This is a genomic window from Ferrimonas gelatinilytica (assembly GCF_039544205.1).
In the GTDB taxonomy this organism is placed as follows: Bacteria; Pseudomonadota; Gammaproteobacteria; order Enterobacterales; family Shewanellaceae; genus Ferrimonas; species Ferrimonas gelatinilytica.
Genome location: NZ_BAABLF010000014.1, coordinates 1 through 21,324, shown reverse-complemented (window position 1 = coordinate 21,324; position 21,324 = coordinate 1). Strand labels below are relative to the sequence as shown.

Here is a 21,324-nt window from a genome sequence, read left to right as displayed (position 1 = left end):
TGGACTAAGGTTTCCTATGCTCTTAACCCTGTTACAGACTCGACGAAACGGCGTGCCACCTGCGGTGTAAAACTTCAAAGGATACGCGGTTCCCTCTCCCTGAGTCTGGTTGTTGGCGGAGGCAGTCATGCATACCCTTGTACCCTCTCTCCCCCGGGCCCTTTATCGTTGGCGGCCCAGGGCGGCACTCATGTTTATCTTGAATGTCGCCCCTACATCTCCCCAAGTATAAAAACTCGCAGTTGCCATCACGAGCTCTGCACCTATGGCTTCGTAATGGTCTTGTAGCCTTTACGCAGGGTTATCTGACCCTCAAAAAACTTGGAAGCATGATGATGAAGCATTCCAAAATGAAAAAGCTTGCAACTAATGCCAGTATTGCAGCGGCATTGCTCAGTTATTCAGCCTTAACGGCGGCGGTTACTGAGGCGAACAATCCCATCTTCAATGATCCCGCCAATTCCGCTAATTCTTGTATGGCGGACGCGTACGTCAAGACAGGAGGATCTGGTGTAAAAGATGTCGTGGGCGAGTCACTCAACTGTACCGCCAATGATGTAGAAATCACTCAAGTTACGGTCACCGCCGTAAACGGCAGCACCAGCACCCCCTTTACCTGTACACAGGGAGAGCTGTTCGAGGTGACCGCCGATCTGCGTGTACGCACCAACGCTGCCGAGCGCTGGGATACCACCTTCTTTTTGCCGCTCAATCAAAAATCACCACAGATGGTGCAGCAGGATGACAATGCCTGTAGCATCCTGATCCCCAAGCCTGTCGGCATTGATGTGGGTGTGGCGCAGGAACTTGACGGAGACCGCTGCGGCGACATCGCCAAAGCCGGTTTGATCAACGACGAATACACCATCCCCGATGCCACCTTCACCATGCTGTGTGACGGTGGGGATGACAAGCAGGTGGACTTTATCTATTGCGCCGCCTGGGACAACATCGAGCGGATGAACTGCTCGGAGTCCCAAACTTATCCGGGTCAGGAGCCCAACACCAAGTCGAAATGTAACTGCGACCAGTTCAATATCGACGTCTTTATTGCGCCGGATCCGCCGGTGATTACCAAGACCCAGATCAACACCACCTTATATCCAGCGACACAAGATGAGCCTGACGGGATCTACGAGTTCCAGCTTAAAGTCGAGCTGAAGAAAAACGCGGACGGTACCTATCCGGATACGCCGCTGACTGTCACCGAGTTGGAGGACGTCTATCGCTCGGAAACCAACGGACCGGACGGGACGATGGCCGCCCAGATATTCGATCTGGATGATCCGAGTAGTGATACCGGCTACGACAGCACCTCGGGTAACACCATCAAGGGCAACCTGACACTGCTGGGCGCGCACAACACCTGCGCAGGGATCACCGACTTCACCCTAACCCAGTCGACACCCAGCAAAACCTGTCAATTCCGCATCAGGATCGATGACGAAGATCTGCCGAATGATGCGACACCTGAAGATGACTCATCGCCACTGGAAACCTATATCGACTTTATTCGCCTCAGCGCCGAGGACGCCAATGGGGATCCGATCGGCGACGATACCTGTGACGTCACCGCAACCGGCTATGCTCGCCAGGCCGATGACAACTGCTCCGATACCGTAACGGTCAATCTGGAAAACGTTAATCCCACTATCACAATTTCCAAGACCCCAGTGGACGGCAACGGACTCAGCGAGATCCCGGCTGACTCGGGCAACTGGTATGTGGAGGGTTCTGGCGATCTCACCTTCGAGATCGTGGTCAAAAACACCAGTTCGGTGGACACCCTCACGGTCGGCGTCGATAACCGCAGTGATGACAGCGGTGACGATGGCAGTGATGATGGCACCTACCTGAAAGACACCAGCACCTTGGGCAGTATCGACGAGTTATTGAAGGACAACTCTGCGCCCAACGCCGGAGACAAATGTGACCGCAATGGCCCCACCCTGACCCTGGCCCCCAATGCCGAGTTCAAGTGCCGGTATGTGGTCAGTTCTGGCCTTACCAACGAAGGAGACTCTTATAGCAATACCGCCTCCGTGGAGGCCCGAGACAATGAGAACCGCCGCGCGACCGCCAGCGAAGCGGTGACAGTGACGTTAGCCAAACCCATGATGACCTTGCAGAAAAAAGTGGCACCCTCGGTGGACGTCAGCATCCCAACTCCCGCGCTGAATGCCGCTGCGTTCGTTGATGAGATCAGCGTCGATGAGACGGGTGAGACGGGTAAGACGGTGGTCTACCGCTTTACCTTCACCAATACCAATTCCGTTACCAAGGAGGATGTGATTCTGACGCAACTGGTGGATGACGTATTGTTCAGTACCCGGGCCAGCGACACGGCCCAGCGTGCGGACGCATGCCCGGGCGGCCCCGAAGCGGCTCTGAGCATCACCATCCCCTATACCGATGGTGATCGCGGGCTGTCGAACCCCTATGTATGTACCATCGTTGCGAAGGTGACCGGCAACTACTTGAACGGCGGAATCAAGGATCACATGGGCACTGTTGTCGCGAGGGGTGATCCTCTGTTCAATACCGCGTTCGCAAAGTTCACCTCTGCCGATGAGCCCGGCACGGTTCTGCAAACCGAACCGGACTATGCATTAGTGCTCTTTAAGAACGTGACCCCCACTATCAAAGGAGAATTCGGACTATCCGGTACCGTATTTGTCTACGCCAAAAACACCAGCAACTTTGAGACTATCAAGCTGACCAACTTGTCTTTGCTCGGCGTTCAAGTCGTGACCGGCAATACGGGTGAAGGGTTCAGCATCGTCAACGATGGCGGCAGCTTGGACGGCACCTCCTATGGCGCCTGCCCGCTAACAACAGACGACTACACCCTGGCGCCGGGTGCAGAATTAACCTGTGCCTTCACCGTTGAACTGTCGACGCTCAATGCTGACGACTTCCAGACCCTGCAAGCCGAGGTCGAAGACAATGAACAGGTCCTGATCCAGTTCGTTGATGACGATGGCAGCTCTGCCAGCGCGGATGCCGAGGCCCGCGTCGAAACCGGAGCAAACATCGACTGATCGGGCGATCGAAAGTGGCAATCTCAAGCCGGCCTTCGGGCCGGCTTTTCTTTGCGCGTTTTGATGGCACCCACCAGAACTTCGCCTTCGCCACTGACGTCTGCGGCCAAAGCCGTTACAGTTTCCATAATGCCCACAACCCCTTGTGAACCTCATGGCCCAAGACCAATTTATCCTCGCCCTGGACCAGGGCACCACCTCCAGTCGCGCCCTGCTGTTTGATCGCCAGGGGCAGATCCGCGCCAGTGCCCAGCGCGAGTTTACCCAGCATTACCCGCGCTCCGGCTGGGTCGAGCACGACGCCATGGAGATCTGGGCCGGGCAACGGGCCGTGTTGACGGAGGTGCTGGCCCGCAGCGGTGTCCGCCATGACCAGGTGGCCGCCATCGGCATCACCAACCAGCGGGAAACCACGGTGATCTGGGATGCCGCCACCGGTCAGCCGATCCACAACGCCATCGTATGGCAGTGCCGCCGTACTGCGGAACAGTGTCAGCAGCTCAAGGCCCAGGGACTGGAGCAGCACGTTCGCGATACCACCGGACTGGTGCTGGATCCCTACTTTTCCGGCACCAAGATCGCCTGGCTGCTGGATAACGTGCCGGGGGCCCGGTCGCGGGCAGAGCGGGGGGAGCTGCGCTTTGGCACCATCGACTGCTGGCTGCTGTGGCAGCTGACCGACGGCGCCGTCCACGCCACGGATCGCACCAACGCCAGCCGGACCATGCTCTACGATATCCACCGTCAGTGCTGGGACCCGACCCTGTTGGAGGCGCTGAATATCCCCGCCAGCCTGTTGCCGGAGGTGAAAAGCAGCCGCGAGATCTTCGGTCATGCCCAGATAGGCCCGGCCAAGATCCCGGTGGCGGGCATGGCGGGCGACCAGCAGGCGGCACTGTTCGGACAGCTCTGCACCCGGGCGGGACAGGCCAAGAACACCTACGGCACCGGCTGCTTCATGCTGATGCACACCGGCGACAAGCCGGTTCAATCCGAGCATGGCCTGCTCACCACCCTCGCCTGTGCCGGCCCCAACGAGCAGGCCTATGCCCTCGAGGGCTCGGTGTTCATGGGCGGCGCCTGCATCCAGTGGCTGAGGGACGAGCTGGGGCTGATTCGGCACGCCGCCGACAGCCAGGGCATGGCGGAGTCGGTATCGGATACCGCCGGCGCTTACCTGGTGCCCGCCTTCACCGGCCTCGGCGCCCCCTACTGGCAGCCGGAGGCCCGGGGCGTGATCACCGGCCTGACCCGGGGCTGCAACCGCAACCACCTGGTGCGCGCCGCCCTGGAAGCGATCGCCTACCAGAGTCGGGACCTGCTCGAGGCCATGCAGCGGGACGCCTCCACCCCGTTGAAAGAGCTGAGGGTGGACGGCGGCGCCGTGGCCAACGACTTCCTGATGCAGTTTCAAGCGGACATGCTGGGCACCGAGGTACTTCGCCCCCAGAACCGGGAAACCACCGCCGCCGGGGCCGCCTTCCTGGCGGGGCTGTCCATCGGCTACTGGCAGGACCTCTCCGAGCTGGCCTCCGTCTGCGCCCTGGAGCGCCGCTTTACCCCGAGCATGAACGAGTCTAAGCGCACGGAGTTGCTGCTGGGCTGGCAGCAGGCAGTGGCCCGGTGCCGCCACAACCACTGAGGTGACCACTTTTTATACCGCCCGATAACTGAACGTTAAGAGGAAGAAAAGAGCGTTCAAGGCCCAATTCACAAGGGGATCGGCCGCACAATTTGCCGCCTCAAAATGGTCAATTGTGCGACATTTGAGTCATACGCGGCTCTAATAGGCGCATCCCATCCGCCGGAGCCGTTCATGACCCAATCATACTGCCCTGCTGCCCGATTGCACGCTTGGGCCCGCCCACTGGTTGTCACCCTCTCCGCTGTAGGTGCCTGGAACCAGAGTGTGATTCTGGCGGGACTGGGTGTTATCGCCCTGAGCGCCCTGATATGGCACAGCCTCAAGGGTGGGGAAACCGACTCGCGGATGCTCAACAGCGAACGGGGCATGGTGGCGGAGCAGGGACGCATGGAGCATTGCCTGACGGCCCTGGCCGCTCTGCTGCTCGTGACGGTGCTGCTGCACCTGCTGTGGATGCACCAGCTTCGGCTGGCGCTGATGATCGCAACCACCGCCAGCTGCACCAAGGTGGTTTGGAACATTCTCCATGTCGGCAAGCCCGGGTTTTCGGCCTCCATCACCACCCTGGCCGGGCTTACCAGCCTAATGCTGGCGACTTCGGTCTAGCTCACAGGCTGGCGATCCCAACTTGACAGCACTCGGCCTAGGCTCTTAATTTCAATCAGTTAAGTCTTTTTATGAAGGTGGTTTCTTCGGTGTCTTTGCCCTCGCTGACCGCAGCCGTCACCCGGCTTCAACGACAACTGGATGCCCTGAGCCACCTTGCCCCCGGCCAGCGATGCCTGACCCTGAGTGAAGCGGTCGAGGCTCCACCACTGATCGCCTGGCTCGCCGCACAGCCCCAGGAAGCCAAAATTTACTGGCGAGGCCGCCGGAACGGTGAGGAGGTTGCCGCCATCGGCATCGCCCAGCGCCACCGTCTGGATCGCATGCCCGATGCCGATACCCTCGACCGACTCTACCGTCAGCTGCTGCAGCAGGATGGTGACGGCGATCTGCGCCTCTACGGCGGCGTGGCTTTCGATCCCAAGCAACCCGCCTGGCCGGAGTTCGGCCAGGCCCAGTTTGTCCTGCCGCGCCTGGAGCTGCGCCGCCAGGGAGAGCAGGCCCAGCTGCGCCTGAACCTGAGCGTCCACAATCGCGAGTGGTCTCAGGAGCTGAGTGACGCTCACACCGCCCTGCAAGCCGTGGTAAAAGCAGCACCGCTGCCTCCACTGGGCCCGGCGCACCTGCTCTCCCGTCAGGACACCCCCAACCGGGCCCGTTGGGAGACGCTGATCGGCCAGGTGACTCACCCCAGCTTTATCGATGATACCCCCAAGGTGGTGCTGGCCCGGGAAACGCGGATGCGCACCAGCGCCCAGCCCAACCCCTGGACGGTACTCCACGCCTGGCAACTGTTGAATCCCGGCAGCTACCAGTACGGTTTCCAGTTCAGCGAACAGCACACCTTCATCAGCTGCTCGCCGGAGCGCCTCTATCATCGCCTTGGCCGCGAGCTCTCCACCGAGGCACTGGCTGGCACCACGGTGCGGGGCTTCAATGAGGCCGACGACCAGGCGCTGGCCGATGCCCTGCTCAGTGACAGCAAAAACAGCCATGAGAACCAGCTGGTTCGCCAACACATTGAGGCTCAGCTGTCTCCCCTAGCGGACTACGTCGGGGTGGAGGAGAGTCCCACCATCCTCAAGCTGAACCATATCCAGCATCTGCACCGCGGGATCCGCGCCGAGATCAAGGCGGGCGTCTCCGACCTGCAGCTGCTGCAAGCCCTGCATCCCACCCCGGCGGTGGGCGGCCTGCCCCGGGATGCTGCCATGAGCTTTATCCGCCAGCGAGAGGGCTTTGACCGGGGCTGGTATGCAGGAGCCTGCGGCTACCTGGGCCAGAACGAATCCGAGTTCTCGGTGGCTATCCGCAGCGCCCTGTTCAGCCCGGAGCGCATCACCCTCTTCGCCGGTGCCGGTATCGTGGGCGACTCCGAGGTCGAAGCTGAATGGCAGGAGCTGAACAATAAACTTGCCACCGTACTGGGGATCCTCAACGGACTATGAGCCACTGTGCCGATCTGAACCTGCTGTGGGCGCGACTGCTGCTCGAAGAGTTGCACCGCCTCGGTGTCCGACACCTCTGCCTGGCCCCGGGCTCCCGCTCGACGCCGCTGACCCTGGCCGCGGCCGACCACTCGGGCTTCCAGCGCCACACCCACTTCGATGAACGGGGGTTAGGGTTCGCCGCCCTGGGGCTGGCCAAGGCCGGTGGGGCACCGGTGGCCATCATCACCACCTCAGGCACGGCAGTCGCGAACCTCTACCCCGCCGTAGTGGAAGCCAGCCAGACCGGTGTGCCCCTGGTGATCCTCTCCGGCGACCGCCCCCCCGAACTGATCGACTGCGGAGCCAACCAGGCGATCATCCAGCCTGCCCTGTTTGCCGATTACGCCCGTCGGCTCGACCTGCCAGCGGCGGATCTTCACCTGCCGCCGCAGGCGCTTCTGAGCCAGCTGGACCATGCCATGGCGGATCTGGACCGGCCCCTGCACATCAACTGCATGTACCGTGAGCCCCTCTACCCGGATGCAGAGCGCAGCGATTTCAGCGACTACCTGGCACCCATCGCCCAGTGGCGACAGGATAATCACCCCTGGGTTCACGCTCCCCGCCAGAGCCACTCCGCCCTGCCCAGCCCGGGCCAATGCGCCGAGTTTGCCCGTGGCAAGGGGGTGATTGTCGCCGGCAGCTTGGCGCCGGGGGAGGATCCCCGCCAGCTGCTGGCGCTCTCCCGCCAGCTGGGCTGGCCTATTATCGCCGACAGCCAGAGCCAGCTGCGCCAGAGTGAAGGCGTGATCCACCACATGGACCAGCTCTGGCACCATGCCCCAGCCCAAAGCCTGCTGCAACAGGCTGAAAATCTGCTGCTGGTGGGCGGACGGCTGCTCTCCAAGCGGCTGCTCAGCTACATCGGACAACACCCCTGGAAGGCGTTCTGGCACTTTTTGCCCCATCGCCGAAATCTCGACCCCAACCATCGCCGCAAGCAGCAGTTTGTAGGTCGTCTGGCCCTGTTGCCCGGCCTGCCCTGGGGCCAGGCGCCACACGCGGGCTGGGCCGACGACCTGAGCGACCATAACGCGGCGCTGGAGACCCGTTTGCAACAGTATGACCAGGGGGCGCTCACCGAACTCTCCGCTGCTCGCCTGCTTTCCCGGCACCTGGATGGCGACATCGACCTGTTCATCGGTAACAGCCTGCCTGTCCGCCTCTACGATATGCTGGCAAAGCCCAGCGACAGTGCTCCGGTCATCTGGACCAATCGCGGCGCCTCCGGCATCGATGGCCTGCTGGCCACCAGCTGCGGCGTTGCCCTGGCCAATGGCCGTGCCACCGTACTGTGCATCGGTGACCTCTCTCTGCTGCACGACCTCAACTCCCTGGCCCTGGCCCGACAGCTCACCACGCCGCTGGTGATCCTGGCCCTCAACAACGACGGGGGCAGCATCTTCAACCTGCTGCCGGTACCCAGCGAGCAGCTGCGCCAGGATTACTACCGTCTCGGCCACGGCCTGGGGTTCCGTCATGCGGCAGAGCTGTTTGCCCTGCCCTATCACCAGCCCAAACAGCTGGACGCCCTGGCCGATGCTCTGGACAGCGCCCTGGCCCACCCCGGCGCCAGCGTCATCGAGGTGATCCTTCCCCCCGACGAGTCCGCCGAGCAGATCCTGCAACTGGCCGAGCAGATCCGCCATGGAGCCAGCTGAGGCTCCCCTGGCGCTCACCGCCTGGGGTCAGACAGACAAACCAGCCCTGGTACTCCTGCATGGGTTTCTCGGCAGCCATGCCGATTGGCAGGGGGTGGCTGCCGCTTTAGGACAGCACTTTTGCTGTTATGCCCTCGACCTGCCCGGCCACGGCGCCAGCCAGGGCGTCCGGCTAACCCGACAGCCCGCTTTCGATGAGGTCAACCGGTTGCTGCTGGCGACCCTGGCCGCCCGGAAGATCGACCGGTTCCATCTGCTGGGCTACTCCCTAGGAGGACGACTGGCCCTGCACCTGGCGCAACACCTGCACCAGCAGGGTCAGAGCCAGCGATTACTCAGCCTGACCCTGGAGTCCGCTCACCCCGGGCTCACCAGCGAGGAGGCGCGGCAGCAGCGCCTGGAGGCAGATGGGCGCTGGCATCGGAAGATGCAAACGGAGCCCATGGTGCGCTTCCTGGAGGCCTGGTACCGGCAACCGGTCTTTGCGGATCTTGCCCCCGTCCAGCGTCAACGACTTATCGCGATGCGCAAGAACAACGATTCCCGCTGCCTGTCCGCACTCTACCTGGGGACCAGCCTGGGCCATCAGGCCGATCTTCGCGCCCTGGCCCGGTACCAGCCGCTGACCCTGATCACCGGCCAAAAGGACAGCAAGTTCACCGAGCTCGGCCAAGACTGGGCCCGGCAGGGCGGCGCAGTTAGCCACCTTGTCCTCGCCGGTGGCGGCCACAACCTGCATGCCGGCGTCCCGGAAGCCTTTTCGCAAGCGGTGATCGACGCGGCTTTATCCTGAGTTTCGCCCGCAATAGTTGCTACACTGCCGGCATCACCCAATGTTCTGATATCTCCATGCACCCCAGCGCGCTGCTGCACTACCGACTGCCTCTCGATACCCCCATCCGCTTCGCCGGCCAAACCCTCGACCAGCGAGAGGGTCTACTGCTCAAGTTCAGCCTCGACGGCCAGCTCTATTACGGTGATTGCTGCCCACTGCCCGGTTTCTCCCGGGACACCCTGGCTCAGAACCAGGACTCCCTGCTGGCGTACTGCCAGAGGGAGGGCGATGAAGCGTCCCTGCCCCCCGCTGCCCGCTTTGCCCTCGACAGCGGCCGCCTGCTCTGCCAACCACAGCGACGACCGCCGCCGTCAACCGTACCTCTGCTGGCGGGCAGCGAGAAGCAGGTCCTGGCGCAGTTGTCAGCGCAGCTTCAACCGCCACGGCTGGCCAAGCTCAAGGTAGCCCGCGCACCGGTAGAGGAGGAGATCAATCTGGTTCACCGGGTTCTGGGCCAGGCGCCGGGCCTGCGCTTGCGCCTGGACGCCAACCGGGGTTGGACGTACGAGCAGGCGGCCACCTTCGCCGCCAGCGTCCCCCTCGACCGGATCGATTTCGTTGAGGAGCCCTGCGCTACATTGGAGGAGAGCCTGGCGCTCTACCAACAGCATCGCCTTCCCCTGGCCCTGGATGAAACCACCCAGGCACAGGAGTACCGATACCAACCCCTGCCGGGCGTCACCGCGCTGGTGCTTAAACCCACCCTCATCGGTGGCATCGACCGGCTGACGGACATCGTTGAGGCCGCCCATCACGATGGCGTCCGCTGTGTGCTCTCCTCCAGCTTCGAGAGCAACCTGGGGTTGGCCGCCATCGCCGCCCTGGCCCGGCAACTCACCCCGGAGCAGACGCCGGGACTGGATACGCTGGAAGCCACCGGTGCCGATCTCTGCCAGCCCAACCTCTGGGGCGTACCCGGCCGCCCCCTGATCCCCGAAGCCCAACTGGAGCGACTGTTTTGAGCCTTATCACCTGCCCACTGCACACCGCCGCCCGCCGCTTCGGCGAAGCCCTGGCCATCGATGGCCAGGGTCACCCAATGAGCTACATCGAGCTCGATGGCCGGGTCAGCGCCCTTTGCCACCACCTGCAGCAGCAGGGCGTCAGGGCGGGGCACCACCTGGGCTACATCGGCAAAAACCGGCTGGAGGGGATCCTGCTGCTCTACGCCGCCATGCGGCTGGGCGCGGTCTTCGTGCCCCTGTCGCCCCGCTTCCCCGAAGCCCAGCAGCAGCAATTGATCACCGAACTGCGGATCCAGTGGCTGTGGCACGATGAAGCCTCACCGGTGGAGTGCACCGCCCGCCCCCTGACGCTCACTTCAGGCTACGAACCGACTCTGTGGCGATTTGATGCCTCGGCGCCGGTAAGCATGATCCTGACCTCGGGCTCCAGCGGCCATCCCAAGGCGGCGATGCACCATACCCTGAACCACCTGGCTGCCGCGGAGGGGAGCCAGGATAGAACCCCTCTGGCAAAGGGCGACCGCTGGCTGCTCTCCCTGCCCCTGTTCCATATCGGTGGGCTGGCGATCCTCTGGCGCTGCCTGGGCTGCGGTGCCACCGTGGTGCTGCCGGACAGCCCGGATCCCGCCGAGGCACTGGCGAACCAGGCCCTGACCCACCTCTCCCTGGTAGCGACCCAGCTCAAGCGCATCCTGGACCGGGAGCAGGGCACCGAGCTATTGGGATCCCTGAAGGTTCTGCTGCTGGGCGGAGGACCTATCCCGGCTCCCCTGCTGGAGGCGCTCAAATCCCTGCCACTGAAGGCGCTCACCAGCTACGGCATGACCGAGATGGGCAGCCAGATCACCACGGGGCCAGCCAATGCCGAGGGGCTGTCCGGTTTCCCGCTGGCGGGACGCCAGGTGCGTATCGAGGAGGGGATCATCCAGGTTCGGGGCGAGAGCCGCTTCCTCGGCTACTACCGTGACGGCAACCTGGAGACCCCTTTCGATCACGAGGGCTGGTTCAGCACCAAGGATCGGGGTCAATGGGTCGGTGAGCAGCTCAAGGTGCTGGGCCGTGCCGACAACATGTTCATCAGTGGGGGGGAGAATGTGCAACCGGAGGCGATCGAGGCAGTGCTCAAGCGCTGCGAAGGCGTCGAAGAGGCGGTGGTGGTGCCGGTGCCCGATGAGGAGTTCGGTCTGCTGCCGGTCGCCGTGGTCAAGGGTGACTGGGATGAGGCAGCGCTCAATCGTCGGGTGATGAAGAAGCTGCCTCGCTTTATGCGGCCTCGCCGCTACCTGCCCTGGTCGCCGGCGCTGGAGACGGGCAGCCTGAAGGTATCACGGGCCCGGGTAATGGAGTGGGTTACACGGCTGGACAAAAAGGACTGAACCGAGCTCAAGGCTCCTGCGTTAGAGACGATGCAAACCGAAAGCAAACGCAGGAGTACACCATGGCTAACCCCACTACCAACTGGCCCGAACTGGCCGCCGCCCTCTACGACAAGCTGAATGAGCGCAACGCAGAGCTCACCTACGACTTTGACAATGTCGAGTTACTCGTCCCCAGCGACTCCAACGGCGATTCCCAGCAGGCGCCGTGGCGAGTCAACGGCAGCATCAGTATCCGTGCCCGCAACCTCAAGTGAAGGCCGTGCGCGCCCTGCAATTTCGCGGATCCCTGGTGTTGGCGCAAGCCAGCACCTCGGTTTCTCTGCACTTTTCGGACCGCCATCTGGCGGTCTTTCTCACGAGCTGGCGGGAACTTCTAAAGCTGCTTTGGCGTTATCGTTTCGGCGTAACACGGTCGAAGCGCGTCGCCCTCCTGCTCGACATGACCACCATCGATATTCACATCGATGCCCGACCCAGACTACGGCTCTCCTCCAAGGAGAGCGGTAAACAACATGGCCTGTTTGGCTACCGTCTCAGCCTCATCAGGTCCTGAGCAGGCACAATACTGTCCGACAGTAGTTCGGACGATGACGCACAAAAAAGGGTCGCCGCAGCGACCCTTTTTTTTTGCTCAGAGCGGATTAACCACCGTAGGTGTAGGACGCACCCAGACCCAGCGGCAGGCCGAGGCCCCAGTAGAGCAGCAGCCAGGCAGTCCATACGGTCAGCAGCGCCAGGGAGTAGGGCAGCATCGCCGCGATCAGGGTACCCACACCGGTGTTCTTCACGTACTTCTGGCAGTAGACCACGACCAGCGGGAAGTAAGGCATCAGCGGGGTGATGATGTTGGTGGAGGAGTCACCGATACGGTAGCCGGCCTGGGCCAGATCCGGAGAGATGCCCAGCTCCATCAGCATCGGAACCAGTACGGCACCAATCAGCGCCCACTTAGCGGATGCGGAGCCCATGAACAGGTTCACGAACGCCACCAGCAGGATCATCCCAACGATGGTGCTGCCCGCGGACATGCCCAGAGACTTCAGGAAGTCGGCGCCCTTCACGGCCAGCAGCACTGCCAGGTCGGAAGAAGCAAAGGCGGCAATAAAGAGTGAACAGAAGAAGGCCAGTACGATGTAGGCACCCATGCCCTCCATCGCCTTGGACATGGACTTGATCACATCACCAGATACCTTGTAGGTGCCGTTCATGAAACCGAACACCACACCCGGGATCACGAAGAAGATGAAGATCAGCGGCACAATCGCCTGCATCAGGGGAGCAGAGAAATCGGTCAGTTCACCGTTTGCAGCACGCAGGGTAGAGGACTCCGGCAGCGCCAGGCCAACAACCAGTGCCATGGAGGCCAGCATGGACAGGCCCGCGAAGCGGAACGCCTTGTTCTCACGCACACCAATCTCATCCATCGCAGGCGGTTCAATACCGGCATCCAGCGGGGTGGTCTTCATCAGGCGCGGCTCCATCACCTTGTCGGTCAGGTACCAGATGATGGCGATGATCGGCAGGGTAGAGGCAGCAGCAAAACCCCAGTTATTCAGCGGGTTAAGCTGGATGCTCGGATCCAGAGTCTGGGCAGACGCCTGGGTGAAGGATTGCAGCAGCGGATCGATCGCCGAGGGGATGAAGTTGGCACAGAAGCCACCGGATACCCCGGCAAACGCCGCCATGATGCCGGCAATGGGGTGACGGCCGATGGCGTAGAAGATAACGCCTGCCAGCGGGATCACCACCACGTAACCGGCATCGGTTGCGGTGTGAGAGATGATGCCCACACAAACCACGGCCGGGGTGATGAACTTGGCCGGGGTGATCTTCAGCATCTTTTTCAGTGCGGTGTTAATGAAGCCGGAGTGCTCGGCAACACCCACACCCAGCATGGCGACCAGCACCACGCCCAGCGGGGCAAAACCGGTGAAGGTCTTCACCATACTGGTCAGGAACTGGGTCAATGCTTCCGGGGTCAGCAGGTTTTTGATCACCACCGCTTCGCCGGTGCGGGGATCTACCGCATCGAAGGTCATGGTGGAGAAGATCGCAGACAGGCCCCAAACCACGATCATCAGGCTGAGGAAGAGGATGGCGGGGTCCGGCAGTTTATTACCTGCTCTTTCTATCCCATCCAAAATTTTGGACATGCGTCCAGAATCGGCTTGAGCGCTCATTTTATTATATTCCGTCATTATCGGTTGGATCTGGTTCAGCAGAAGATACTGCCACTGGTCAACAAAACTGTCCCCCTATTTCGCCACAAAGAGGACATAGATCACAGTTTTTATTCCGGTAAGGTGTTGGCGATTTACTCTCCCCTTCGCATCAATTTGTGATTTACATCAGCTTCATAACTGCATCAACCCACCCAAATTGCCGATTGACCTTTGCATCTGATTATCCGAGGTTAGCGCTTAAACCATAACCAACCCCCGGGGCAAGGTTGCCGTTGGGGTCGCATTCAGGGAGAAACCTATGTTCCAAAAACACAAGTTGGCGGCGTCTGTGGCGCTGTTGTGCGCATTGGGAGTCAGCGGTTGCGGCAGCGATGACGATACCGCGCTCGTGATCACCCCACCCCCGACCGAACCGACAGCGCCCACAGGCCCGACCTTCCCGGAGGGCGCCATCATGATCAGCGCCGAAGGTAATATCGCCGAAAACATCCTGGAAGCCTTCATTAACGCGCAAAGCAACGATGTGATTGTCTTGCCCGAAGGCACCTTTAAACCGGACCGGACTCTGCTGTTTGACGGCGATGCCGATGGAGATGGCGTCTTTGCCAAGAACGTCACCATCATGGGCCACGGTCAGGACAAGACCATCCTCGACTTCTCCGAGTCGGCGGGGGGAGATGGGATCTTTGTGCAGAACGCCATGAATATCACCATCCAGGATCTGCAGGTCAATGAAGCCGCCAACAACGGCATCAAGCTGAAAAACACCAACGGCATCATCCTGCGTCGCCTGTCGACCATCTGGGACGGCGAACTCAATGCCGACAACGGGGCGTACGGCCTGTACCCGGTGGAATGTGAAAATATCCTGATTGAAGACACCTATGTGCGCGGCTCGGCGGACGCGGGGATCTACGTTGGCCAATCCAAGTACATCGTGGTACGTCGTAACGTCGCCAAAGAGAACGTCGCCGGTATTGAGATCGAAAACTCCCAGTATGCCGACGTGTACGATAACGAAGCAGTGGGCAACACCGGCGGGATATTGGTCTTTGATCTGCCCATCGGGAACGGCTACTACGGCCGTAGCGTGCGGATCTTCAACAACCACGTACACGGGAACAACACGCCCAACTTTGCCAACGCCAGTTCCAACCCCGCCGGGGTACACATCGTGCCACCTGGCACCGGGGTGATCATCCTCTCCACCCGTGATGTGGAGATCTTCGACAACGTCATTGAAGATCACGACACCCTGTCCATCACCGCCACCAGTTTCTTTATTGCCGAGCAGGACATCGAAGGCGCGTTCGTCATGAACTACGCCCTGCCAGGCGGGATCATCGACGACGGCTGGCGCGCCGTGCCGCGAAATATCCATATCCACGGTAACCAGATCAGCGACAGTGGCAGCGCACCCAATGGCAAACTGATCCCCGATATCATCGCAGCCTATCAGGGCCTGCACGGGGTATTCCCCGCCATCCTCTATGATGGTCTGGGTGAGGCGATCGCCAACAGTGGTCTGTTCTTCGACAATGGTGGTGAAGGCATGCCTTACGCCGGCGTCGACTTCAAAGAGCCGCCGTTTGCCGCCGATGGCAGCGACAATTTGTGTGCCATCGACAATGGCGACGTGACCATTGGTCAACTCTATGCCGGCAACCACTCCGCCGCCGATCTGGGCACGCCGGATGTGCTGCTCGATAACGGCGAAGGCACTCTGATGAACTGTAGCCAGATCAGCCTGCCCGTCCACACTGTCACCTTTGGTGATCAGGTCTTTGGTTGTGGTATCGACGATGACGTTGAGGGCTGTGATGGTGGCAACACCGTTGGCGACTCCGGCGAGATCGGCGATGGCGAAGCCAGCATCATCGGCGATGGCGATCAGTCCCTGTGTGTCGCCTCTGGCAACAGCGTCAACCTGGACGCCCTGTTGGGTGCGAACTGCCCCACTCTGGCGGACTACAACCTGTTTGCCGATGCGCTGGATCCGACCCAGAACCCCAACAGTGGTGGCGTCCCGTACGATCTCACCAGCGCGCTGTTTACCGATTACAGCAGCAAGTACCGCTTTGCTTTCCTGCCGGATGGTCAAGCCGCGCAGTACAACGCCGATGAGACTTTCGACTTCCCTGTCGGTACCGTACTGGTAAAAACCTTTGCCATGCCCGAAGACAGCGCCATGCCGGGCACCGAAGGGGAAGAGCTGCTCGAAACCCGACTGCTTATTCACCGCCAAAACGGCTGGACCGCTCTGCCGTACGTCTGGAGCGCCGATAAGAGCGAAGCCAAGCTGACCAAGCCCGGCTCGGTGTTTGAGCAATCCTTGATGCATCAAGGTGAAGCCCTGACCTTCGACTACAGCGTACCGAACGTTAACCAGTGTAAGCAGTGCCACCAGCTGACCGACAGCGAAGGGGTGGCCCGCTTTGCCCCCATTGGCCCGAAAGCCCGCTTCCTCAACAGCGATTACGCCTACGCCAGCGGTACTGCCAACCAGTTGCAGCACTGGGCAGATAACGGCTTGCTGACCGGTCTGCCGACGGACGTTGCCGCCATCAACACTGCCCCGAACTTTGGCTTGCTGGGTGAGTTCGGTGCCGATGAGATGGGTGTATTGAGCGAAGCTACCGATGCCGAGGTGATGAGCTTGGCCAAAGGCTATCTCGACATCAACTGTGCCCACTGTCACCGTCCGGAGGGTAACGCCTCAAACACCGGCCTCAAGCTGGAGTACTGGCGCCCCTACGCCGGCAACGAGCAAGCACACGGCACCTGTAAGGCGCCCATTGCCTACGGCGGCGGCAGCCTGAGCCACGACATCGTCCCTGGGGATCCGGAAGCCTCAATCATGCACTTCCGCATGGCGAGCACCGAGGCAGGTGACATGATGCCGGAGATCGGTCGGGCACTGTCCCACGATGCCGGGGTGGCCTTGATCAACGAGTGGATCAAGCGATTGCCATCGGCAGCCTGCTCTCAGTAACCCCTCTACCGGGCTGGCATCTGCCAGCCCGGCCTTTATTAAGGAGGGCCGATGCGAACCTCTCTCAAACTTAAGAGCCTGCTTCTTGTCCTGATACTGTCCGGCTGTGGCGGTAGTAACGAACAGGCCAATGTCCCAATCCTACCGCCCTCTCCACCTCCTGAGCCCCCTCCGGCGTCCGCCTGTGAGGCCACGACCAGCGAAGTGAACTGGACCGCCCTGCAAACGGAAAACTGCGAACGGCTGAGCCAATACGGGCTCTTTGTGGACCCTGCCCAGCCAACCCGCGATCCCAACACCAACGGTCGCCTCTACCTGCTCACGACGGCACTGTTTTCCGATTACGCCAGTAAATACCGTTTTCTCTTCCTTCCCCCGGGGAGTCAGGTCAACTACGAAGAGCAAGAAGCCTTCAGCTTCCCGGTGGGGTCGGTGTTGGTCAAGACCTTCGCCCTGCCTCAGGACAGCGCCTTGTCAGGCGCCCACAACGAACGCCTGATCGAGACCCGGCTGCTGATCCACCGGGAAAACGGATGGGTTGCCCTCCCCTATCTTTGGGAGGGTGAAGAAGCACGCCTGGCGCTCGCCGGTGCCCGTGTCGACCACCAGATGACCCACCGGGACCAAACCCTAACTTTCACCTACGAGGTTCCCTCCCAGCCTCAATGCAAGCTGTGCCATCAACTCAATGAGGCGGGTGTCACCCGGATAAGTCCCATCGGCCTCAAGGCCCACCTGCTGAATCGGTCCGATGCCACAGGACAAGCACAGTTGGAAAGCTGGCTGGGCGATGGCTGGCTGGATCGCCTGCCAGAGGCGATCCCGACCGCTGCGGCTCTGGAGGATGAAGCCGCGAGCCTGACAGCTCGGGCTAAGGGATACCTGGACATCAACTGCGCCCACTGCCACCGCGCCGAAGGGTTTGCCAGCATATCGGGGTTACGGCTGGGCTTCTTCCAGGACCATACTCAGTTCAGCTACGGCATCTGTAAACAGCCCCCAGGCTACGATGGCGGAGCCGCCGGGCTGGACTACGACATTGTCCCGGGCCACAGCGGCGCCTCCATCCTTCCCTACCGCATGAGCCACCTTGAGGCTAAAGACCGCATGCCCCCCATTGGTCGGGCTCTGGTCCATGAAAAAGCGGTTGATCTTATCAACCGCTGGATTGATGCCATGGATCCCAACCTCGGGGGGTGCACCCCCTGATAGGGGATGCTAGGCCGCCTCAGTGCTCGATCACAATCCTGGGGTCCGCAACACAGTGGATCGCATCGGGCTGACCAGGCTCGATACCGTTGGCTGCAATAACCTCGTACTCGAAGGCAAGGCTGTCGAATAAGGCAAAATCCCCCAAGGCACAGTTTTGACCCTCTTTACCAAAGATGATGGTGGCGCCGCACTGGTTCTCGTTTTTGAAGGGGGAGAAAGCTTGTCCCCTCGCATCCTTCGGCGCGGTAAACGTCACGGTGAAGTTGACCCCATCCGGAATAACACTCTCCTTACTCACCTTCCATTTGACCTTGTTATCCTTCTTGCCACAGACACAGGCGTTGGCCTTAGGATCGCTCTCGCACAGTGATTTATTATCTTCGCTGCAGCCGGATCCCTCATCGGTGCCGCCATCATCGATCCGGTTGATTGTCAGGGTACATCCCCCTGGGCCTTCAGCGGAGTAATGAAGGTAAAGCGTTTTGTCCCCGGCCTGTGCGGTGAACGTTGCCAAGCTCAGCAGCAGACAGGAAAAGAGTGTGGAACGAACCATGGTGTATCTCCTCGGGTTATAGAGCAGTGTGTATCTCAGTAAGATGATCGCGATAGGGCTCAAACTGATGATCCCTATCAAGAAGGGTCGATGGATATCCGAGCACCAAGGCGCGCCGGAGTGACTGCACAACCTCCTGCTGGCTGCCGCAACGGATCTGCGCCAGCGCCAGGTCATAGTAAAGGTAGGGATCGTCGGAGGGCGCCGACAACACCCGGGACTGGTAACTTTTCGACTCAGGACATCGGTTTAACTCGGCGTAATAACGTCCCAGCTGGGCCAGCAGCGTCACATCACCGCTGTTAATTTTCTCGTGATTCAGTGCCAACTTCAGCGCTGCCTTGTACCCCGCCTCACTGGTCGCCTTTTCACCGGGTATATATTTCAGGGCATCCGCGCGGTTAGCGTGATAGATGAAGTCCTCGGGGCGCATCGCCAATGCCATGTCGTACATGGCCACCGCTTCCTTAAAAAGCCGGCTGAAGAAATACACGCTGCCCAGATTCGAGTAGGTTGACGCGGTCGGCGCCACCTCCAGGGCCTGGCGCCAGGCCTCGATCGCCTCATCGAAGTGACCGGTCAGATAGGTGGCGCTGCCCAGGTTGTTGTAGCCCGGGCCGTAATCGGGTTGCAGTAAGACGACGCGACGAAACTGGGGGATAGCGCGCTCATATTGCCCGGACAAAAAGAGAAACTCGCCGTAATAGTGGTAGTTGCGCCAATACCCCGGTTCCGCTGCCAACGCTTGCTGGTAGAGACGATCCGCCTCGATAAGATCCCCGGAGCGAAACGCCAGCGCCGCCAATCCGGTCAGGGCATCAACATGCGCATCATCCAGTGACAGCGCCTGCTGATAGAGCTCCCGGGCTTGCAACTCCTGGCCGGACAAACGATAAAGATTCGCCAGGGTCGACAGGGCGTCCACCTGGGTCAGTTCGAAAGTACGGGCATGCTCACAGGCCCGCTGGGCGGAAGTGAACTGCTCTTTTGCTTTCGTTTTAATGAAAAGCTGTAGATAAGCCCCACAGAGGGCAACGGATGCGGAGGCAAACTCAGGATCCCGACCCAGCGCCCTGAGCAATAACTCCTCCGCTTTAAGCAATCGCGATTCCGTGGGCCTGTCCCTGAGCAGGTCTTTGGCCAACAGGTAGTTGTCATAAGCAACAACATCCTCAGTAAACAGAGGCCCCTCGCCCTCCAGGTGCAACTCCGGTAACAGCAATCCCATGGCTAACCAGATCTGGCGGGCAATCTGACTGGACAGCACCAGCAGGCGCTTATCATCACCGCGAAACTCCTGCTGCCATACCCGGTAACCGTTCTCGGTATCGCTAATGTGCACGACCACCACCAGTTCCTCATCGATACGGCTCACCCCGCCTTCGATAACGTACTGCACCCTCAGCCGGTCTCGTAACTGCACCAGAGAGAGCGCCGAGGCGATACCTCGGGTCGCGCGCATGGAGGCAACCCTCAGGCTGTCCGCCGCCGACAGCGTTGTTATCAGCTCCTCCTGAACCCCCCCGACGAAGTAGCTCGGAACCCGGTCATCAACGCGGGACACAAAGGGCAGAACCGCAACGGTACTGGGGTCGATAACCGGAGCGCTCACCATGGGCTGGGGCTCCGCATCAAGCTTGGACAACACATGCCCACCAAGCAGGAAGGCCAGGGAGGTCAGGGTCAGGATCACCAACGCCTCCAGCCCTAGCTGCCGCCGATAACGGGTATGCTCTCCCGCATTGTGCTGCAGATTCCGGCGCCGGATTCGGATCTCCCGGATCCAGGTCGTGTAGAGAATCGTGGGGAGCAAAACGGTCAGCGACAGCACCACCACCTTGTAGGCGATATCCGGCAATTCCAACATGGGAAACAGCACCGCCACCACCTGCAACAGCAGCCATGCCACAATAAAGAAACCTGCACTGACGCGGATTATCCGGCTGGAGCGAAGTTGCATCACGACACCCTGCCACTCCTGGACAGGCAACAATACAGCAGGGCGGATCACCACCTCTTCAAGTAGGCGATAGCCGCGTCGCGGACAGGTTTCGATATAACGGGGGTGATGACTGTCGTCATGAAGCGCCGAACGCAGTTCAGCAACAAGCTGAGTCAGTGTCCTGTTGGAGATCGGGGTCGCGTCGCTGCACATCTGCATCAGGCGCTCTCGCTCCACCGCGATTCCCTGGTTACGAACCAACACCAGAAGCAAAGAGAGTGCTCTGTCAGATAGGGGGATCCGCTGCTCAGCGTGATGAACCGAGGAGTCCCGCCGATCAACCAGGATATCACCAAGCCAAAATGCATCCTCAGAGGTGAGATCCTGCTCAGTGAAGCCAAGACTCCCCAATTCGGATCCGGACGAGACAGGCAAGGTCACCCCTCCAAAAATTCAGTTCAACAGCCAGTTGGAAGCAAAGTGTAGCCAAGCAAGCTCACACCATTGTCGAAATAGACGCTCTTTTGCTGCAGGGCGATTGAGAGATGGAGAGAGGGAGAGAGGGAGAGACGGGGCAGTCAGCAACTGGCCTGCTGGATACAAGAGAGGATAAAACGAAAAAACCCAGCCGTTAGGCTGGGTTTTCGAAGATGGTGCTAATACCCAGAGTCGAACTGGGGACCTCACCCTTACCAAGGGTGCGCTCTACCAACTGAGCTATATCAGCAGAACACTATAGAAAAACCCAGCATGGCTGGGTTTTCTTAAATAAGCGTCTGGCGATGACCTACTCTCACATGGGAACTCCCACACTACCATC

General features: G+C 60.6%; 15 protein-coding genes and 1 tRNA gene. 12 read left to right on the top strand and 4 right to left on the bottom strand.

Going from position 1 to position 21,324, the window contains the following annotated elements; all coding sequences use genetic code 11:
• Positions 1-332: 332 nt before the first annotated feature.
• From ABD997_RS11235 to ABD997_RS11190, 10 genes are all read left to right on the top strand, one after another.
• Positions 333-3,041 (top strand): hypothetical protein, encoded by a 2,709-nt coding sequence (locus tag ABD997_RS11235; protein WP_345317113.1) that lies wholly within the window; start codon positions 333-335, stop codon positions 3,039-3,041.
• A 154-nt stretch (positions 3,042-3,195) separates the two neighbouring features.
• Positions 3,196-4,683, top strand: a complete 1,488-nt coding sequence (gene glpK, locus ABD997_RS11230; protein WP_345317112.1) for a glycerol kinase GlpK — start codon at positions 3,196-3,198, stop codon at positions 4,681-4,683.
• A 174-nt stretch (positions 4,684-4,857) separates the two neighbouring features.
• Positions 4,858-5,292 (top strand): hypothetical protein, encoded by a 435-nt coding sequence (locus ABD997_RS11225; RefSeq protein WP_345317111.1) that lies wholly within the window; start codon positions 4,858-4,860, stop codon positions 5,290-5,292.
• Between the two features lie 89 nt (positions 5,293-5,381).
• A complete protein-coding gene (locus ABD997_RS11220) occupies positions 5,382-6,740 on the top strand; it encodes an isochorismate synthase (protein WP_345317110.1) in 1,359 nt (452 codons plus the stop codon).
• Positions 6,737-8,443 carry a 2-succinyl-5-enolpyruvyl-6-hydroxy-3-cyclohexene-1-carboxylic-acid synthase gene (gene menD / locus ABD997_RS11215; protein WP_345317109.1) on the top strand — a complete coding sequence of 569 codons (1,707 nt, stop codon included), beginning with the start codon at positions 6,737-6,739 and terminating at the stop codon, positions 8,441-8,443. The genes ABD997_RS11220 and menD overlap by 4 nt, the downstream gene beginning before the upstream one ends.
• Entirely contained in the window at positions 8,430-9,236 is an 807-nt protein-coding gene (gene menH, locus ABD997_RS11210; protein WP_345317108.1) for a 2-succinyl-6-hydroxy-2,4-cyclohexadiene-1-carboxylate synthase, read from the top strand. Before menD ends, menH begins: the two co-directional genes overlap by 14 nt.
• A 56-nt stretch (positions 9,237-9,292) precedes the next feature.
• Positions 9,293-10,240: an o-succinylbenzoate synthase gene (gene menC, locus ABD997_RS11205; protein ID WP_345317107.1), complete on the top strand. Its 948-nt coding sequence runs from the start codon at positions 9,293-9,295 to the stop codon at positions 10,238-10,240.
• Positions 10,237-11,619 (top strand): o-succinylbenzoate--CoA ligase, encoded by a 1,383-nt coding sequence (menE, locus tag ABD997_RS11200; RefSeq protein WP_345317106.1) that lies wholly within the window; start codon positions 10,237-10,239, stop codon positions 11,617-11,619. The genes menC and menE overlap by 4 nt, the downstream gene beginning before the upstream one ends.
• Before the next feature lie 62 nt (positions 11,620-11,681).
• Positions 11,682-11,876 (top strand): hypothetical protein, encoded by a 195-nt coding sequence (locus ABD997_RS11195; protein ID WP_345317105.1) that lies wholly within the window; start codon positions 11,682-11,684, stop codon positions 11,874-11,876.
• Between the two features lie 5 nt (positions 11,877-11,881).
• Positions 11,882-12,175 (top strand): hypothetical protein, encoded by a 294-nt coding sequence (locus ABD997_RS11190; protein ID WP_345317104.1) that lies wholly within the window; start codon positions 11,882-11,884, stop codon positions 12,173-12,175.
• Between the two features lie 88 nt (positions 12,176-12,263).
• On the opposite strand, the gene ABD997_RS11185 is transcribed toward ABD997_RS11190, so the two are convergent.
• A complete protein-coding gene (locus ABD997_RS11185) occupies positions 12,264-13,802 on the bottom strand; it encodes an AbgT family transporter (protein ID WP_345317103.1) in 1,539 nt (512 codons plus the stop codon).
• A gap of 301 nt (positions 13,803-14,103) precedes the next feature.
• On the opposite strand from ABD997_RS11185, the gene ABD997_RS11180 reads away from it, so the two are divergent.
• Both ABD997_RS11180 and ABD997_RS11175 read left to right on the top strand, forming a co-directional pair.
• Positions 14,104-16,797 carry a parallel beta-helix domain-containing protein gene (locus tag ABD997_RS11180; protein WP_345317102.1) on the top strand — a complete coding sequence of 898 codons (2,694 nt, stop codon included), beginning with the start codon at positions 14,104-14,106 and terminating at the stop codon, positions 16,795-16,797.
• A 51-nt stretch (positions 16,798-16,848) separates the two neighbouring features.
• On the top strand, positions 16,849-18,006 hold the full coding sequence (locus ABD997_RS11175; RefSeq protein WP_345317101.1) for an SO2930 family diheme c-type cytochrome: 1,158 nt from the start codon (positions 16,849-16,851) through the stop codon (positions 18,004-18,006).
• Between the two features lie 19 nt (positions 18,007-18,025).
• On the opposite strand, the gene ABD997_RS11170 is transcribed toward ABD997_RS11175, so the two are convergent.
• From ABD997_RS11170 to ABD997_RS11160, 3 genes are all read right to left on the bottom strand, one after another.
• Complete coding sequence (locus tag ABD997_RS11170) at positions 18,026-18,562, bottom strand: hypothetical protein (RefSeq protein WP_345317100.1); 537 nt, start codon at positions 18,560-18,562, stop codon at positions 18,026-18,028.
• A gap of 16 nt (positions 18,563-18,578) precedes the next feature.
• Complete coding sequence (locus ABD997_RS11165; protein ID WP_345317099.1) at positions 18,579-20,915, bottom strand: tetratricopeptide repeat protein; 2,337 nt, start codon at positions 20,913-20,915, stop codon at positions 18,579-18,581.
• Between the two features lie 240 nt (positions 20,916-21,155).
• Positions 21,156-21,231, bottom strand: a tRNA-Thr gene (locus ABD997_RS11160).
• Positions 21,232-21,324 lie beyond the last annotated feature (93 nt).

Excerpts from the sequence above, each read along its gene's own strand:
- menD (WP_345317109.1), top strand. The coding sequence starts at position 6,737 with ATGAGCCACTGTGCCGATCTGAACCTGCTGTGGGCGCGACTGCTGCTC.
- ABD997_RS11225 (WP_345317111.1), top strand. The coding sequence starts at position 4,858 with ATGACCCAATCATACTGCCCTGCTGCCCGATTGCACGCTTGGGCCCGC.
- ABD997_RS11170 (WP_345317100.1), bottom strand. The coding sequence starts at position 18,562 with ATGGTTCGTTCCACACTCTTTTCCTGTCTGCTGCTGAGCTTGGCAACG.
- ABD997_RS11235 (WP_345317113.1), top strand. The coding sequence starts at position 333 with ATGATGAAGCATTCCAAAATGAAAAAGCTTGCAACTAATGCCAGTATT.
- ABD997_RS11195 (WP_345317105.1), top strand. The coding sequence starts at position 11,682 with ATGGCTAACCCCACTACCAACTGGCCCGAACTGGCCGCCGCCCTCTAC.
- menH (WP_345317108.1), top strand. The coding sequence starts at position 8,430 with ATGGAGCCAGCTGAGGCTCCCCTGGCGCTCACCGCCTGGGGTCAGACA.
- menC (WP_345317107.1), top strand. The coding sequence starts at position 9,293 with ATGCACCCCAGCGCGCTGCTGCACTACCGACTGCCTCTCGATACCCCC.
- glpK (WP_345317112.1), top strand. The coding sequence starts at position 3,196 with ATGGCCCAAGACCAATTTATCCTCGCCCTGGACCAGGGCACCACCTCC.
- ABD997_RS11180 (WP_345317102.1), top strand. The coding sequence starts at position 14,104 with ATGTTCCAAAAACACAAGTTGGCGGCGTCTGTGGCGCTGTTGTGCGCA.
- ABD997_RS11175 (WP_345317101.1), top strand. The coding sequence starts at position 16,849 with ATGCGAACCTCTCTCAAACTTAAGAGCCTGCTTCTTGTCCTGATACTG.
- ABD997_RS11185 (WP_345317103.1), bottom strand. The coding sequence starts at position 13,802 with ATGAGCGCTCAAGCCGATTCTGGACGCATGTCCAAAATTTTGGATGGG.